The organism is Sporolactobacillus kofuensis, assembly GCF_024125425.1.
Taxonomy (GTDB): Bacteria; Bacillota; Bacilli; order Bacillales; family Sporolactobacillaceae; genus Sporolactobacillus; species Sporolactobacillus kofuensis.
Genome location: NZ_JAMXWN010000003.1, coordinates 47,600 through 63,259, shown reverse-complemented (window position 1 = coordinate 63,259; position 15,660 = coordinate 47,600). Strand labels below are relative to the sequence as shown.

The following is a 15,660-nucleotide window of genomic DNA, read 5'->3' as shown; positions in this document are numbered from 1 at the left end:
AATCCATACAGATTTTTGCTCTTATTTATTGACCATTCTTTTTAAACCGCCTTAACCGCCAGACATAACTGTGGAAATCACCTTTTTCATCGGGTACATTTAGGCCGGCGTTCATTAATTCATCGCCTCCAAATACATTTCCGGTGGCAAGTTCCTCATAGAAACCTTGAGGATCCAATCCTTGAAATCGAAATGTCTTGAGCGCTGGAGAGGGGCTGGCAAGCACGGTAAAGTAATAGCCGATTGCTTCAACTCTGTCAGGGGAAACAAAGCACCATGCTGCGTCTTCATGTTCAAAGGGGCTTGTGATTCGGTAAAACGCACCAAATTGAATAAGCGGACGAATTTTTTTATAAAACGCGACCTGTTGCTTCACAACTGCTTTTTCTTCATCCGTTAACCGGGTGAGGTCAAGTTCAAATCCGAAGTTGGCCGACATTGCGACATCACCGCGCATTTTTAGCGTGGTCACTCGTCCAATTTGATGATTGGGCACTGCAGAAACATGGGCACCAATGGAAATTGGTGGAAATATGATACTGGTGCCATACTGGATTTTCAATCTGCTGACGGCATCCGTATTGTCGCTGGCCCATGTCTGAGGCATGTAGTAGAGCATACCAGGATCAAATCGCCCGCCTCCGCTTGAACAACTTTCAAACAGCACATCCGGAAATCGATGCGTCAGTGTGTCGAGCAATTGGTACAATCCGAGCATATACCGATGAGCGGTTTCTCGTTGTCTGTCAGGGGGTAGTAGTGCAGAACCGATTTCCGTCATATGACGATTCATGTCCCATTTCACATAGTTAAGATTTGCTTTTTCAATGATATCGGTCAAAGTTTGATTGAGATAATTGCGCACATCGGCTCGAGACAGATCGAGCACAAGCTGGAAACGGCTGAGACTGCGCGGACGATCGGGAACATGAAGACACCAATCCGGATGCGATCGATATAAGTCACTGTCCGGAGATACCATTTCCGGTTCAAACCATAGTCCAAATTGCAGACCTATCTCATGAATCTGATCAGACAGCCATGTAAGTCCATGCGGTAACTTACGACGGTCAACAAACCAATCTCCGAGTGAACGCTTAGCGTTGTCACGGGTTCCAAACCATCCATCATCAAGCACGAATAGCTCGATACCCGCTTGCTGCGCTTCTTTTGCAATGGCGAGCAACTTTTTCTCATTTAATTTGAAGTAAGTGGCTTCCCAATTATTAATTAAAATGGGTCGTAAACGATCGCGATAGCTTCCTCGTGCGAGCCGTGACCGGTAGAGCTGGTGGTAGACTTGTGACAGACCGCTGAGCCCGTTAGCGGAATAGGAAAGAATAGCTTCCGGTGTTTGAAAACATTCCCCTGGAACAAGTTTCCATGAGAAGTCAAAAGGATTTAACCCAATTGACGCGCGCACCGTTCGATAGTGATCGACTTCAATTTTGGCGGCAAAGTTACCGCTGTACACGAGGCTGAATCCGTATACGTCACCGGAGTACTCATCCGCATTTGTTCGCATCAGTGCGAAAAAAGGATCGTGTTGCGGACTGCTGGCGCCGCGCGCACTTTCAATCACTTGTGAGCCAGGCGCTAATTTCTGACGATGAATGTTTCGTTCGTTGTTGTGTGCACCATACAAGGTTAGGCTGTCAAAGGCATCGTCTCGAAAATCAACGCTGCTGCTCGCAATGTGCAAGAGCCGAAGTGGCTGTTCTCCACGATTTTCAAGACGGACTGAACGAGCGATTGCATCAAAATCGCGGAAAACACAATACGTAAGTATAGCGGAAAGTCCGGAAACAGGATCGTGAAGAAAAAGATCCAATGATTGTGCTTCTTGATCTTGTTCAACATATGTAGCAGGTAGACCAGAAAGCTTGCGTTTTCCTGTATAGATTCGATGACCGACATAGCGAAGGTCTGTAACGGTAGAACCGTTGGTAAGTTGAGCCTGATAAGCGGGATGGCGATAATCACCATTTCCGTACGCAGGATATTCTAGAGGAAGGTTACTCAAAGAAAATCCGCGATTTTTAGGATCTGTATAGGGTGCAAATGAACTTGGTGCGTAAATGAGTGGTCGACTCCCTCTGTACTCATTAATCCTTTTTCCCCAGTAGAGGTGGAGAAGATAGCCGTGATCCAAAGAAAAAATATAGCTCGAACGCTTTGTCTGCAGATGAAAACGATGCGTCTTCGCATCATAGTTGATCAAAAGGATCCCCCCACGAATTAATTGATTGGTAATGATTGAATGATCTACGATTATCTTTCGTATTTTTTAAAAGAAAGGAATCTTTTTTGCTTAAAATGCAGCAAGATGAGAGACGACTGCAGGATCGTTCCTGATGATCGCGAGCCACGTGCGCCCCCACAGACTTTTCGGACTGTTCGAGGAGGCTCACAGTTCGTCCGCGACAAGCGAGCAATCAAAGCATAACCAATAAAAAGATTGGGATTGGGCGGTTTTTGCCCATCTTTGCTTGTTTCAACCTAAAAGAAGTGTAGTCAATACAGTAATTTATGATTGAGACGGTCAATAAATCACCGCTTGATCTTTATAGTATCAACTGTTTGCCTAAATAGAGGACGAACAGTATAGTTAATATATGGATAGATATTTTTTCTCGGAGAGGTGAGCAGAGGATGGGTTTGTTTAAAAAGTTGTTCAACAAAAACGAAGCAAATACAAATCAGCATGAGCCAAGCAAAGAAGATATTGCCGCAGCGGGTGAATTTTATATGCCGCTACAGGGCAAAGTTGTACCGATCACAGAAGTTCCGGATCCTGTCTTTTCACAAAAAATGATGGGGGATGGATTTGCTATCATTCCAGAAAACGATATCGTTCGCTCACCTGTTAATGGTGAAGTAACCAATATATTTCCAACCAAACATGCAATTTCTCTTAAATCCGATGATGGTAGAGAACTATTGATCCATGTTGGTCTAGAGACGGTGTCACTCAAAGGTGAAGGCTTTACTGCCTTGGCCAAAGACGGTGCCAAAGTAAAAAAAGGCGACCAGTTGCTGAAAGTTGATTTTGACCAAATTGCGGATAAAGTCCCCTCAACGATTACAGCTGTCGTATTCACAAATTTAAAAGATGCTGAAAAAGTGGTTGTTCAAGACAACAAAGTAACCATTCAATCATAAGTGACACAGGCAAAAAGTCTGCACCCTTCTGGGGTGCAGACTTTTTTGTAAAGATAGGAACTATTCATGATCCGCTTGAATGGTGAGGACGTTCAAAAGTATAAGTCCGTTTGCGTAAAAATGCAGCGAAGATTCGCGACGCCCGAAGCAAGCGAATGACGAAGCGCATTAAAATAAGGGCTGCGCAATTTTGCCCGGTTTTTCTCAATTAATCGAATAAGCATGTGAATCAGCGTAATACGGTGTCTGTGCAGCTTAGATTCAGTGGGCACAAATGACTATTTTGAACATGTAGCCTAATCAACTACTGGTCTAGATGCTCGAATGACCAGAATATTGATCACGATAAAGACAACAGAGAACAGAATCAGAATTAGTCCATCAAACCACCAGCCCTCGAAACGTGTACCGCGAATCATAATGTTTCGCAGCGCTTCAGTTGAATAGTGTATAGGCATGAGGTTGCCAAGTGCTCGAACCCATCCAGGTAACGTATCAATAGGAAATAATCCTGAAAGGAAAACTTGGGGCACAATGACAAGTGGAATGAATTGGAACATCTGAAGCTCGTTTGAAGCAAAAGTTGAAAGCAGGATACTGAGTGACAATGCACTAAACGATAGGATGAATACGATAATCAGAACATCCAACAGGTGGCCAATGGTATAGATGTTCAGGACATAGACAATGTAGCAAGTCAGAATGAATGATTGGACGATGACAAAAAGTCCAAAACCAATCATGTAGCCCCAAATGATTTGATAGTTTTTAATTGGTGAAGCCATTAGGCGGTCTAATGTTCCGGTTGTTCGTTCACGGAGGAAAGATACACCTCCGATCATGAAAATGAAAAGGAAGACAAAAATACCAACCATCGCAGGGCCGAAGGAATCGAAGGTATTCAAATCATCGTTACCATGCAAATACGTCACATCCAGCTTTACTTTCTCCGGTGCTGCTGTTGCTGTTGGCTTTTCTCCTTTTGGCGCATTCTGCATAATCGAGGTGAGCGCGGACGGTGCGTACCGTTGCATTACTTCGGTCATTTGTCTTAATGTTTGTTGCTGTTCCTGAATGGATTTTTGCTGTGCGTGAATGATGTCGGTGAATGAGGCTTTCATTTTTTTGACGTTGATTTGCTGAACGATCTGCATTGATTTATTAATTTTACTCATTGCAAGACCGTTTCGTGATGGATCGCTGCCTTCCAGATGGACTTTGACTGGTGTTTCTAAATCTATATAAGCATCGATTTTCTTATCCGCAAGCGCTTGTCTCGCTTGAAGTGGACTCATCCGTGCATAATCGCTGGACTTAAAAGCAGGCAGCAAGTCGGATGATTTGTAGTGAATGATTGCCAGATTTGGTTCCGCTGCCTTAGCTCCGAAAATAAACCAGACAAGGGTGAGGATCAGAAGTGGTGCAATAATGAGCAGGGCGAGTGTGCGCTTATCACGAACAATTTGACGGATAATGCGTTTTGCCATTGCAACTAGATTTCTCATTTCTTATCGCCTGCTTTCTCAATAGCAATGAATATTTCTTCAACAGAGGGTACGCCATAGTGATCCATCAACTCTTTAGGAGCACCTTGAGCGATCAATTTACCTTCACTTAGTAGTCCGACGCGATCACATTGTGCCACCTCATCCATAACATGTGTTGTAACAATGATGGTCGCACCTTTTCCTTTCAAATAATGAAAAAGCGTCCAAATGTTGCGCCGAATCATCGGATCCAAACCAACTGTTGGTTCGTCAAGCAGGTAGAGGCGAGGCCTGTGTACAAGAGCTGCGGCTAATGACAGCCGTCTTTTCATGCCCCCTGAAAACTGAGCAACACTTTTCTTAAGATCTTTTTCAAGATTAACGGTTTTTGCAACTTCAAGAATGCGCTGTTTTTTCGCTTTTCCGCTCATCCCTTGAATGGAGGCGAAAAAATCAAGATTTTGATAGGCACTTAATTCATTGTATAGAGCGTCAGATTGAGCCATATAGCCAAGCGATCGGAAAGCATTCAAGGTTGGCTTCTGCTCGAACAGTTCTACAGCTCCCTTGTCTGCTTTTTCAAGACCGAGCAGAATGCGGACAAGCGTTGTTTTTCCGGCGCCCGATGGACCAATCAGACCGTAAATTTCTCCTTCATGTAGCGTAAGAGATACATCATTCAGCACAATCTGATTCTTATAGTGCTTATGAAGATGTTCCCCCTTAACTGGGTAACTCATTATCGTCACATCCTTTGTGTTACCTAATTGAACACTGTGTTCATTAATTATGATAGAATGGCTTTGAGAAATGTTCAATAGCCAATAAAGATAAAAATGACCATTAATGAACACAGATAAATAATATGTCACATATTTCCTTTGTAACTATGCAAAAAAAATTGAGAAGTGCTTAGAACACTTAAGCAAAAATCAATGTGCACTAAGATTAGTTCTTATGACTAAGGAGGGAGAACGGTGAACAGCCGATCAACAGATCTTCGCGTGGTGAAGACACGTTCTGCGATACAATCACATTTTCTTGATTTGCTTCTCTCAAAGAGCTTTAACGAAATTACAGTGAAAGATATTGCAAAAGCTGCAAAAATTGGTCGAGGAACATTCTATCTCCATTATGTTGATAAATATGATTTGCTGGAAAAAGTGATTGATGAAGGCTTGGAAGCAACCATCGATAAATTTCATCCCAGTGACTATCTTTCAGGAGAGAATGTGATGTCGGAACGCATTACTCAATTTATTCTGAAATTGTTTACACATTTCCGGGAAAACGAGCGTTTTTTTCGAGCAATGCTATTTAATGAAGGGATTCCAATGTTCCGGAATAGAATGCAGCAACGTTTTTTGAACAAATTTCATCGAGAAATGGAGTTGCTGGGACTTCCGGACAAAGGAACGGACCCAACTACTATGGAAATATTACCGATATTTGTCTCAACAGGGATGATCGGCCTTGTTGCTTGGTGGTTTGAGAATCACATGCGCATTCCTGAAAAGGATATGGCACGAAAAGTGTTTCTCATTATGACGCAGGGCCCTTTGAAAACATTTGGTTTTAGAATTGAAGCACTTAAATAAAAAAACGTCCACGTAATAACGGGACGTTTTTACTCTTTATGCTTTAGTTTAAGCGAACAGTTGCTTCACCAACAACGGTGCTTCCCCATATTAATGTGAGGCGATCATCGCTCGTTACTTTGCCAACCCCCGCAGGCGTTCCTGTAAACAGAAGATCACCTTCCCCAAGTCCGTAGTGCTGCCCGCAATAGTCTAACAGCGATTGCGGGTTGAAGATCATGTCGCTGATGTTGCCACGCTGAACTTCTCGGCCGTTGATATGAAGTGTAAAATCAGTTTTTGAGCATGCTTTAAGTCCAGGAAATTCCATAAACGGAGTGAGCAACGCCGAATTTAGGAACCCTTTGGCAGCAAGCCACGGGTAACCTTTTTGCTTAAGTATCGTTTGCGTATCTCGCAATGTAAAATCAACGCCAAGTGCCATCGCGTCAATCAAGTCATCTGCTTTGGCGCCAGGAGAATAGGCGCGCCCGATGTGGACGACCCATTCGGCTTCGAAATGAATAGCACCTTGATTTCCAGGTAAAGTCACACTTTGTCCTGTTGCTTCGACAATTGAATGTGTAGGTTTTGAGAAAAAAAGCGGAGAAGTAGGTACTGCATTATTTAATTCCTTTGCATGCATTGCATAATTCCTGCCTACACAAAAAATATTTTGAATTGACTTTTTCATCTTCTTGCTCCTTTGAATCAGATCTACATCGTATCCGTTTGGGTGACAAGGGGATCTGCTTGATCAACAGCGGCAGCTGACAAGATCACTCACAGTCATTTTAATCGGCCAGCAACCAATTCCTTTTTATAAGCACTATGGTCAGTTGGTCCGGTGTATGCGTTCAGACTAAAGGAGGCTCGAATCCCAGCAGTAACGAATTTTTTCGCAACTTTAACTGCTTCGAGTACGGACATGCCCTTTGCTAATCCAGCAGTAACCGCTGCTGCATAAGTACAACCCGCTCCATGAATATTAGGTGTATCAATACGCTCATCAGCAATGATATGAAAATCTTTTCCATCATAAAGGACATCGACTGCCTGATCAGTGTTCGGCAATCTGCTCCCACCTTTAATTAACGCATTTTTCGCGCCAAGTGCAACAATCTTTTCCGCTGCCTCTTTCATTTGATCAACGGTTGTAATCCGAGGCATACCCGTTAACCTGGAAGCTTCATAAAGGTTTGGCGTAGTGACTAATGCTTTAGGAATGAGAAACTTCAGCATAGCGGCTGTGTTTTCAGGTTGCAGTTCAGGTTGAATTTCTTCTTCAGCACCCTTGCAAACCATTACCGGATCAATGACTGTTCGTTCCAAATGATTTTTATCGATGACGTCTGAGGCAATCCGAATGATTTCCGGAGACCCAAGCATGCCGGTCTTCATCGCGTCAACACCAATACCAACGACAATAGTATCTAATTGTTGCTTGAGTAAGGTTGTGTCCAAAGTTGTGACGCTGTGGGACCAATGTTTATGGGGATCCATCGTCACAATACATGTGAGCGCAGTCATGCCATATACACCGAGCTCTTGAAAAGTTTTTAAATCGGCTTGCATACCTGCACCGCCGCTTGTATCTGATCCTGCAATAGTCATGGCTTTGAAATGTCCACTCATAAACAATCCTCCTATAGATATCACGTTGCTTTATCCTTAATTATAATCAGTAAAAATTTAAAAAACTATGTTTATTGCTCGAACGGGAGGTTGGGACCAATTTCATAAAAATTTTTAAAAAATAAACAGTTTGCCGTTAAATAGATGTATAAACAAACCGATAAAGAAGTTGTAGATTATTGCCGCTCGCTATGAACGAGCGGGTCTGGATTTGGAAGGCAGGTGTTTTCTTCAGTGTCAGTGAACAGCGGATGGCTGATTATCGTCGCGGCGATTCTGGCTATTCTCCTTTGTGTAGTTTCTTTGTTAATGTTCTTTCATATCCAAAGATTGCGTGTTAAAGAAGAAAGTGAAAAAAACATTAGAAAAATTACAGATGGCCTACATATTGGTGCGTTCATCATACAAGGAGACACCTTCATTTATGTCAACGACAGGTTTTGCGAATTGACGGGCTATTCTGCTGAGACATTACAGCAACTGAAATGGCAGGATGTTGTTTCCCTACAGAATTCAGAGGAGACAGCAACCTTAATCAGACAGTTACGAGAAGGCCAGAGGACAGAATTTGAAGAGCAGCTTGTTGTGATTAGGGGAGATGGGTCACGCATTTCCTTGGTCGTAAAATGCCAGAGGATTAAGGGTCAGCACAGTCATTATGTAGGCACAGCCGATGTTGAGGAACATGCCCACGTGAAGGATGAAACGGATACAGAGAACCTCATTGATCCTGTAACAGAACTTCCTGGGAGCATTGCGTTACGTCGCCGACTCGATCATGAAACAATTGAGAATCCAGCGCTTTCACTTGCATTGGTGTTTGTTGATATTGACAGCATGAATCGAGTGAACGACACTATAGGTAGAGAAGCGGGCGATAAGTTGCTTCAAGAAGCAGCAAAGCGCCTGAAAGAATGTGAAGGGGAGCGTGTTTATCACTTTAGTGATGATGAATTCGCCATTTTATTTAAGAATCGAACACGATCAGACGTGAAGATGCATATTAAGCGTATCATGAACACGTTCACAGCACCCATCAAGTTGCATGATATACCTTGGTATGAATCCATAACGATGGGTGTGAGTTTCTTCCCTGAGGATGCCGATACAGGGAGCAAGTTGATAGAAAGTGCAGTCGCCGCGATCCACTACGCAAAAAAGAATAGCCGCGGGAAATATGAATTTTATAATCCGGGTATTTTGAACGGTTTAAGAAAGCGTCTGGAACTTGAGATGGATTTGCGTCACGCGGTAAAACGTAATGAGTTCACGATCCATTATCAACCACAAATTGATTTAAAGGTTGGTAAAGTTATTGGATCTGAGGCATTGGTGCGCTGGATACACCCAGTGCGCGGTGTCATTTCACCCGGAGTTTTTATCCCTATGGCCGAGGAATTAGGTCTCATCGAAGAAATAGGGGAGTGGGTACTTCGGACGGCATGTAAGCAAACAAAGCTCTGGATGGATCAAGGCTATTCCTTTAATGTATCTGTCAACTTATCTCCGCGACAGCTTTTTCAGGAAAATTTGGTTACTCTTGTTCAATCTGCGCTTTATGACTCTGGACTTCCGGCAAAAAGCCTTCAGCTTGAAATTACGGAAACGGCTGGAGCTGACTTGTTTGTCATGTCACAGAAACTGCAGGCATTGGAAAAATTGGGTGTAAGTATTAGCATTGATGACTTCGGAACTGGCTACAACTCATTAAATTACTTGAAACAATTACCATTGAGTCAGCTAAAGATTGATCAATCTTTTATACGAGGTAACCGCCATGATCAACATGATGTGGCGCTTGTAAGAATGATTGTGGCCCTTGCAAATGAATTAGATTTGCAAGTCGTAGCCGAGGGTGTTGAGACTGCTGAACATGTTCAATTTTTAAAACAAACCAATTGTGCGCTTGCCCAAGGCTACCTGTTTGCCCGTCCTTTGACTGCAGAGCGTCTGATTGATCAGCTCGGGCTCATAAACTCGCAAATTAGTGAGACAGTCATTTAATAAGTGAGCAGTGCTTGCACATGGGCGACAAATACTTGAGAGATAACGACTTTAGTACACTACACCTGTTATTACAGCTTGGTAGAGTCAAGTTCAACTAATATAGATTACAACTCAAACATTTAGCAGGATTTTAGGAGGCGGTTTTTTATGAAAAAAATCATTGTTCCTGCTGCGATTGTAGGAGGACTAATATTCTCAGCAACGGGCCAACAGGCCTTAGCAGCATCTGGACAGGATGTCGTTAATAAGGCATTAAGTTATCAGGGCAAACCCTATGTTTATGGGGCACCCTCCTTTTCGGAATCCATGTTTGATTGTTCATCATTTACTCAACTGATGTATAGCAAGGTTATGAATATTTCTTTACCAAGGACTTCGTCCGCTCAAGCGACCATAGGCACACGCGTATCTAAGGACCAAGTGCAGCCAGGAGATTTGCTGTTCTTTGATACCTCCGGTGATGGCAAAATCGACCACGTGGGTATTTACATCGGTAATGGACAAATGATTAGTTCGGAAGAAACGGTTGGCGTACATATTACCAATGTATTTAGCGGTGGAGGATCTCAGTCGTACTGGGAACCGAAATTTATTAATGCTCAACGAGTTATTGCCTCGGGGGACAGTGTTTCTGCTCCAACACAAAACAGTCTGGTGACGCAGTCCTCCCAATCGTCATCGGGAGGTGGTGCCTCATCCAATTCATATACCGTCAAAAGTGGAGACAGCCTTTGGGCGATCGCGCATAACAATGGAATTTCGCTTTCAAAGTTAAAATCACTTAACGGGCTGAAATCCAATCTGATTTACCCGGGACAAGTTCTGAAACTTTCCGGAACAGTACATGCAACACCATCTTCCTCAACGACGACGAAGACCACATCCGATCAAGCCGCAGGGACTTCTACAAAAAGTTCTTCAAGTGCTTCGTCATCATACACGGTAAAAAGTGGAGACAATTTATGGGCAATTGCCAATAAGAATGGGATGTCACTAAGTGCCTTGAAGTCGATGAATGGACTGCATTCTGATCTTATCTATCCAGGTCAGACATTGAAACTATCTGTGTCAACGGGCTCATCAAAGGATGTAACAGTCACCCAGACTTCCTATGCAAAAACAGCCCATTCCTCTTCTACAGCAAAAAAAAGCTATAAAGTGGCGAGTGGTGACAGTCTCTGGCAAATTGCCACACTTCATGGCACCACAGTTAATAAATTAATGAGAACGAACAATTTGTCTTCAACGCTCATTTATCCGGGACAACATTTGCAGATACCAGAATCTTATTTGTGAGAATAGGAAACCTACACAGGTTCAGAATCCGAAACACATTGCATAAGCATAAGTGTTTCGGATTCTTTTTATTGAAGAGAGAACAGCGATAAGTTGATGTGGACTAAGTTACGGGTTGAAGATAAAAACTGAATGAAATATTGAGAATCGTAAACAAGGTTATTAAGTGGAGTGAAAAATGAATGAATTAATCGAATGATGATTAGACTTTCTATGAGATGGTGTAATCGTTGTGTGAATAAACGATGAATATTATGTTAATAAATGGTTACGAATACAACGTTAATTTAAATGTACAACGGTCTGTAACAAATATATTTATATCGCTATTAAATTAAAGTTATAATTAAAAGTTTATGCTATAATGTGAGTGCTTGCTTTGTTAAGTAGCGGAACAGAGAAATAGAGGGGAGGAAGAGCAGCTTGAAGAATTTAATTACTATGATAAAACCAGCAATTCTATTGTTAGCATTACCCTTGATCACGGGATGTTCAGATAAGATTGCCGTATTAAATCCTCAAGGTCCTGTAGCAAGATCGCAATATCATTTGATTATTTGGTCACTAATTATGATGAGCCTTGTTCTTGCTATTGTGCTCATATTATTTGTTTATGTGCTTGCACGGTATGGCCGTAAAAACAGTAAAGGCTTCGATCCTAATGACACGGGTAACAGGAAGCTTGAAATTGTTTGGATGATCATTCCGGTTATTATCTGTGTGCTGTTGGCTGTGCCTACGGTTCAAACACTGTATGCACTGAATCACCCACCGAAAGCTACTGCCACACCTGCAAAATTGGCTGGCAAAACGCTAACGATTGATGTAACGTCCGTTCAATGGAAATGGCTTTTCCGCTATCCGGATCAAAAAATCGAAACGGTTAATTATGCAGTCATTCCTGCCGGAACACCGGTGAAGTTTCGCCTGCATGCCTATGATGCAATGAATGCATTTTGGGTTCCCGAACTTGGTGGACAACAATACACAATGACAGATATGCCAATGAAATTGTGGCTTCAGGCTGATAAGCCTGGTAACTATGATGGCAGAAGCTCAAACTATTCTGGTCGTGGCTTTGCACATATGACTTTTACGATTATGGCAAGAAATGCGACAGACTTTGATAATTGGGTGAATGATGTTAAACAAAACAAACCGGCTTTGTCGCTTAATGGCTATAAGAAGCTATTACAGCCTGATACGGTTAAACCTCAAGCGTTTTCGTCTTATCCTAAGCTTGCAGAAAAGGATTTGAATAAGGCACAAATGCAGGCGCTTGAAGCTGGAAAGTCAACAAAGAATGATTCCATGCAAGGCATGAAAATGGACAAGAACATGGACATGGATCATAACGGGAAAGGGGGACATCACGATGATTGAGTCCATCAAGTCGTTTCTTGGTTATTTCTTCGTTACCGGGGATCCGATGATCTATGGAGCTGATGCATCCATTGCTTTGGCTTCAATCGGTATTGTCGTTGTACTTACCTATTTCAAAAAATGGAAATGGCTGTGGGAAGAATGGCTGACTACAGTCGATCATAAGCGAATTGGAATTATGTATATTATTGCGGCGCTCTTGATGCTGTTCCGAGGCGGAGTCGATGCATTGATGATGCGTACACAGCTGACATTGCCAAATTTGCATTTTCTAAATTCGGAACATTATAACCAAGTATTTACAACGCACGGCACAATTATGATTATCTTTGTTGCTATGCCATTTATTTTTGGATTGATGAATATTGCGGTGCCATTGCAAATCGGTGCACGTGATGTTGCTTTTCCATTTTTGAATGCATTGAGCTTCTGGCTGTTTTTTGCTGGAGCAATGCTTTTTAACCTATCATTTGTCATCGGTGGTTCTCCAGATGCAGGATGGTCAGGCTATGCACCATTTGCAGGTGCAGAATTGAATCCTGGTGTCGGACAGAATTATTATGTGCTTGGCGTTCAAATATCTGGTATCGGATCGCTGGCAACAGGGATTAATTTCTTGGTCACCATTATTAAGATGCGTGCGCCGGGAATGACCTTATTCAAGATGCCGATGTTTACGTGGTCGATTCTCATTACTTCGGTTATTGTTGTCTTTGCGTTTCCGGCATTCACTGTTGCGCTCGCATTGATGACGATCGATCGATTGTTTGGTGCACATTTCTTCACGATTGCTGCAGGCGGTTCGCCAATGCTTTGGGCCAATTTGTTCTGGTTTTGGGGGCATCCTGAAGTGTATATCGTGCTTTTGCCGGTCTTCGGTATTTTCTCCGAGGTCATTGCAACCTTTGCACACAAGACACTCTTTGGTTATGCCGTGATGGTCTGGTCAATGGTTGCCATTTCGGTATTGAGCTTTATTACATGGTTGCACCACTTCTTTACAATGGGAAATACGGCTCCGGTCAACGCATTCTTCTCCGTTTCAACAATGCTGATTGCGATACCGACTGGTGTCAAAATATTTAACTGGTTATTTACGCTGAATAAAGGGCGAATCGAATTTACCACACCAATGCTTTGGGCGTTGGCGTTTATACCTAACTTTACAATTGGTGGGATTACCGGTGTCATGCTTGCTATGGCTCCGGCAGATTATCAGTACCATAACAGTTATTTCCTTGTCGCACACTTCCACAGCACATTAATTGCAGGAACAGTGTTCGGTATTTTCTGCGGTCTTCATTATTGGTGGCCGAAGATGTTTGGCTACTTACTTGATGAAAGAAAAGGAAAATGGTCGTTCTGGATCTTCATGATTTCCTTCAATATTTGCTTTATGCCGATGTATTTCCTTGGATTGATGGGAATGACACGTCGTATGTACACCTATCCTGCTGGATTGGGTTGGACACCGATTAACATCGTCATTACGATCGGTGCTTTTGGCATGGGGCTTGGTTTTATCATTATGGCTTGGAATATTATCTGGAGCGCCATCCATGGGAAACGAGATACAACAGGCGATCCATGGGGTGGCCGTACGCTTGAATGGACGACTTCGTCACCAGCTCCTGAGTATAATTTCGCGCACATTCCTGAAATTTCAACGCGTGATCCACTGGCTGCTATGAAAGAAGGAAAAACGGGTGATTTGAGAAAGTCATCAAAACCTTATGAACCCATTCATATGCCGAATAACTCTGGAATTCCTGTGATTATGTCAGGGTTCATGTTCATTGCTGGGTTTGGTTTTGTCTTTGAATGGTATTGGATGGGCATCCCAGGATTAATTGGTGTGGTTGCCTGCATGATCGCACGTTCCTTTGTTTACAACGACCACCACTATATTCCAGTCGATGAGATTGAGAAGACTGAGGCTGCCACGGGGAGGTTATCCTAATGATGGATTCATTGCTTAGCCAAAAAAACAAAAGCACTTTGCCTTTGGAGTATTCAACTGAAGAAGGCGATTTGCGCATTGTCGGTTTCTGGATATTCCTTGCGGCTGAATTAGTGCTGTTCGGTACTTTATTCGGTACTTATCTTGTCTTGCAAAGTCACACAGCAGGCGGACCAAATGCGCATGATTTGTTTGAAATCGGACCGGTTATGGCAGAAACGATTGTTCTGTTAGTAAGTAGCTTTACTTGTGGACTAAGTACAATGGAACTTCGTCGCCATAACAACAAGGGCTTGATTGGTTGGCTGATTATTACCATCTTGCTCGGCCTTGTTTTCGTAGGACTTGAAGCGAATGAGTTCTATACGTATGCCGCACATGAAGGGGCAACACTTTCAACGAGTGCATTTCTCTCAGGATTCTTTATCCTTCTTGGAACGCATGGTTGCCACGTTTCATTAGGTATTGTCTGGATTATTGGTATTCTGCTCCAATTGAGAAAAAGGGGAATTACACCGGTAACAGCAAGAAAAGCATTCATGGTTGGTCTTTATTGGCACTTTCTAGATGTTGTCTGGATTTTCATCTTCACAGCCGTTTATTTGACAGGGTGGGTGATTTAAATGAGTGAAAATCAGAATCAGGTCATGAAACAAGAACATGCCGGCTTTCCTTGGAAACAGGTCATTGGTTTAGTCCTTTCTCTTGCGCTGACATTTCTAGCACTTTGGATTGCGGTTGGTTTATCATTGCCAGTACACGTGACTTTAACGATCATAGTTGGCTTGGCAATTTTCCAAGCGTTTATCCAGCTGTTTATGTTCATGCATGTGACGGAGGGCACTGAGCCGGTCCATCAAGTTATTGGTATTCTCTTCGGTATCTATGTTGCTTTTGCCGTCGTTGCTGGTACAATATGGATTTTGGCATACACAATATAAGAAAGATTTTTAAAGGTGGGGCATTAATGCTCCACCTTTTTTGAAAGAAAAGAAACGATATAACACTTTGCTTAAAAAATGTAGCAAAGATGCATTATGCCTGCGGGAGGAGTGAGCCAAGTGAGACCCCGCAGATTACGCGCGTGTATGAGGATGCTCACGGATCACCTGCGGCAAGCGCGCTATCGAAGCATCATCAATGCGAAATAAGG

General features: G+C 42.8%; 13 protein-coding genes. 8 read left to right on the top strand and 5 right to left on the bottom strand.

Annotation, left to right across the window (positions count from 1 at the left end; genetic code table 11):
- Nucleotides 1-25: 25 nt before the first annotated feature.
- Nucleotides 26-2,221, bottom strand: coding sequence for an alpha-galactosidase (locus NIE32_RS03180; RefSeq protein ID WP_253052951.1), 2,196 nt, complete (start codon nt 2,219-2,221; stop codon nt 26-28).
- Nucleotides 2,222-2,652: 431 nt separating this feature from the next.
- Here NIE32_RS03180 and NIE32_RS03175 point away from each other — a divergent pair, with 431 nt between their 5' ends.
- Entirely contained in the window at nt 2,653-3,162 is a 510-nt protein-coding gene (locus tag NIE32_RS03175) for a PTS sugar transporter subunit IIA (protein WP_253052949.1), read from the top strand.
- Between the two features lie 296 nt (nt 3,163-3,458).
- Here NIE32_RS03175 and NIE32_RS03170 read toward each other — a convergent pair whose 3' ends face one another.
- Nucleotides 3,459-4,667: an ABC transporter permease gene (locus NIE32_RS03170; protein ID WP_253052947.1), complete on the bottom strand. Its 1,209-nt coding sequence runs from the start codon at nt 4,665-4,667 to the stop codon at nt 3,459-3,461.
- Nucleotides 4,664-5,389, bottom strand: coding sequence for an ABC transporter ATP-binding protein (locus NIE32_RS03165; protein WP_253052945.1), 726 nt, complete (start codon nt 5,387-5,389; stop codon nt 4,664-4,666). Before NIE32_RS03165 ends, NIE32_RS03170 begins: the two co-directional genes overlap by 4 nt.
- A gap of 237 nt (nt 5,390-5,626) precedes the next feature.
- Here NIE32_RS03165 and NIE32_RS03160 point away from each other — a divergent pair, with 237 nt between their 5' ends.
- Nucleotides 5,627-6,247, top strand: a complete 621-nt coding sequence (locus tag NIE32_RS03160) for a TetR/AcrR family transcriptional regulator C-terminal domain-containing protein (RefSeq protein ID WP_253052943.1) — start codon at nt 5,627-5,629, stop codon at nt 6,245-6,247.
- A 43-nt stretch (nt 6,248-6,290) separates the two neighbouring features.
- Here the strand turns inward: NIE32_RS03160 and NIE32_RS03155 are convergent, their stop codons facing one another.
- Together NIE32_RS03155 and pdxK are read right to left on the bottom strand one after the other, a co-directional pair.
- Entirely contained in the window at nt 6,291-6,920 is a 630-nt protein-coding gene (locus NIE32_RS03155) for a fumarylacetoacetate hydrolase family protein (RefSeq protein WP_253052941.1), read from the bottom strand.
- 95 nt (nt 6,921-7,015) lie between these two features.
- A complete protein-coding gene (pdxK, locus tag NIE32_RS03150) occupies nt 7,016-7,861 on the bottom strand; it encodes a pyridoxine/pyridoxal/pyridoxamine kinase (protein ID WP_253052939.1) in 846 nt (281 codons plus the stop codon).
- 234 nt (nt 7,862-8,095) lie between these two features.
- On the opposite strand from pdxK, the gene NIE32_RS03145 reads away from it, so the two are divergent.
- The 6 genes from NIE32_RS03145 to qoxD all read left to right on the top strand — a co-directional run bounded on the left by NIE32_RS03145 (nt 8,096) and on the right by qoxD (nt 15,448).
- Nucleotides 8,096-9,865 (top strand): putative bifunctional diguanylate cyclase/phosphodiesterase, encoded by a 1,770-nt coding sequence (locus NIE32_RS03145; RefSeq protein ID WP_253052937.1) that lies wholly within the window; start codon nt 8,096-8,098, stop codon nt 9,863-9,865.
- A gap of 150 nt (nt 9,866-10,015) precedes the next feature.
- Nucleotides 10,016-11,164: a LysM peptidoglycan-binding domain-containing protein gene (locus tag NIE32_RS03140; RefSeq protein WP_253052935.1), complete on the top strand. Its 1,149-nt coding sequence runs from the start codon at nt 10,016-10,018 to the stop codon at nt 11,162-11,164.
- A 423-nt stretch (nt 11,165-11,587) separates the two neighbouring features.
- Nucleotides 11,588-12,547 (top strand): cytochrome aa3 quinol oxidase subunit II, encoded by a 960-nt coding sequence (gene qoxA / locus NIE32_RS03135; protein ID WP_253052933.1) that lies wholly within the window; start codon nt 11,588-11,590, stop codon nt 12,545-12,547.
- Nucleotides 12,540-14,507 carry a cytochrome aa3 quinol oxidase subunit I gene (qoxB, locus tag NIE32_RS03130; RefSeq protein ID WP_253052931.1) on the top strand — a complete coding sequence of 656 codons (1,968 nt, stop codon included), beginning with the start codon at nt 12,540-12,542 and terminating at the stop codon, nt 14,505-14,507. Before qoxA ends, qoxB begins: the two co-directional genes overlap by 8 nt.
- Entirely contained in the window at nt 14,507-15,130 is a 624-nt protein-coding gene (gene qoxC, locus NIE32_RS03125) for a cytochrome aa3 quinol oxidase subunit III (protein WP_253052929.1), read from the top strand. The genes qoxB and qoxC overlap by 1 nt, the downstream gene beginning before the upstream one ends.
- Nucleotides 15,131-15,448 (top strand): cytochrome aa3 quinol oxidase subunit IV, encoded by a 318-nt coding sequence (gene qoxD, locus NIE32_RS03120; protein ID WP_253052927.1) that lies wholly within the window; start codon nt 15,131-15,133, stop codon nt 15,446-15,448.
- Nucleotides 15,449-15,660: the final 212 nt, after the last annotated feature.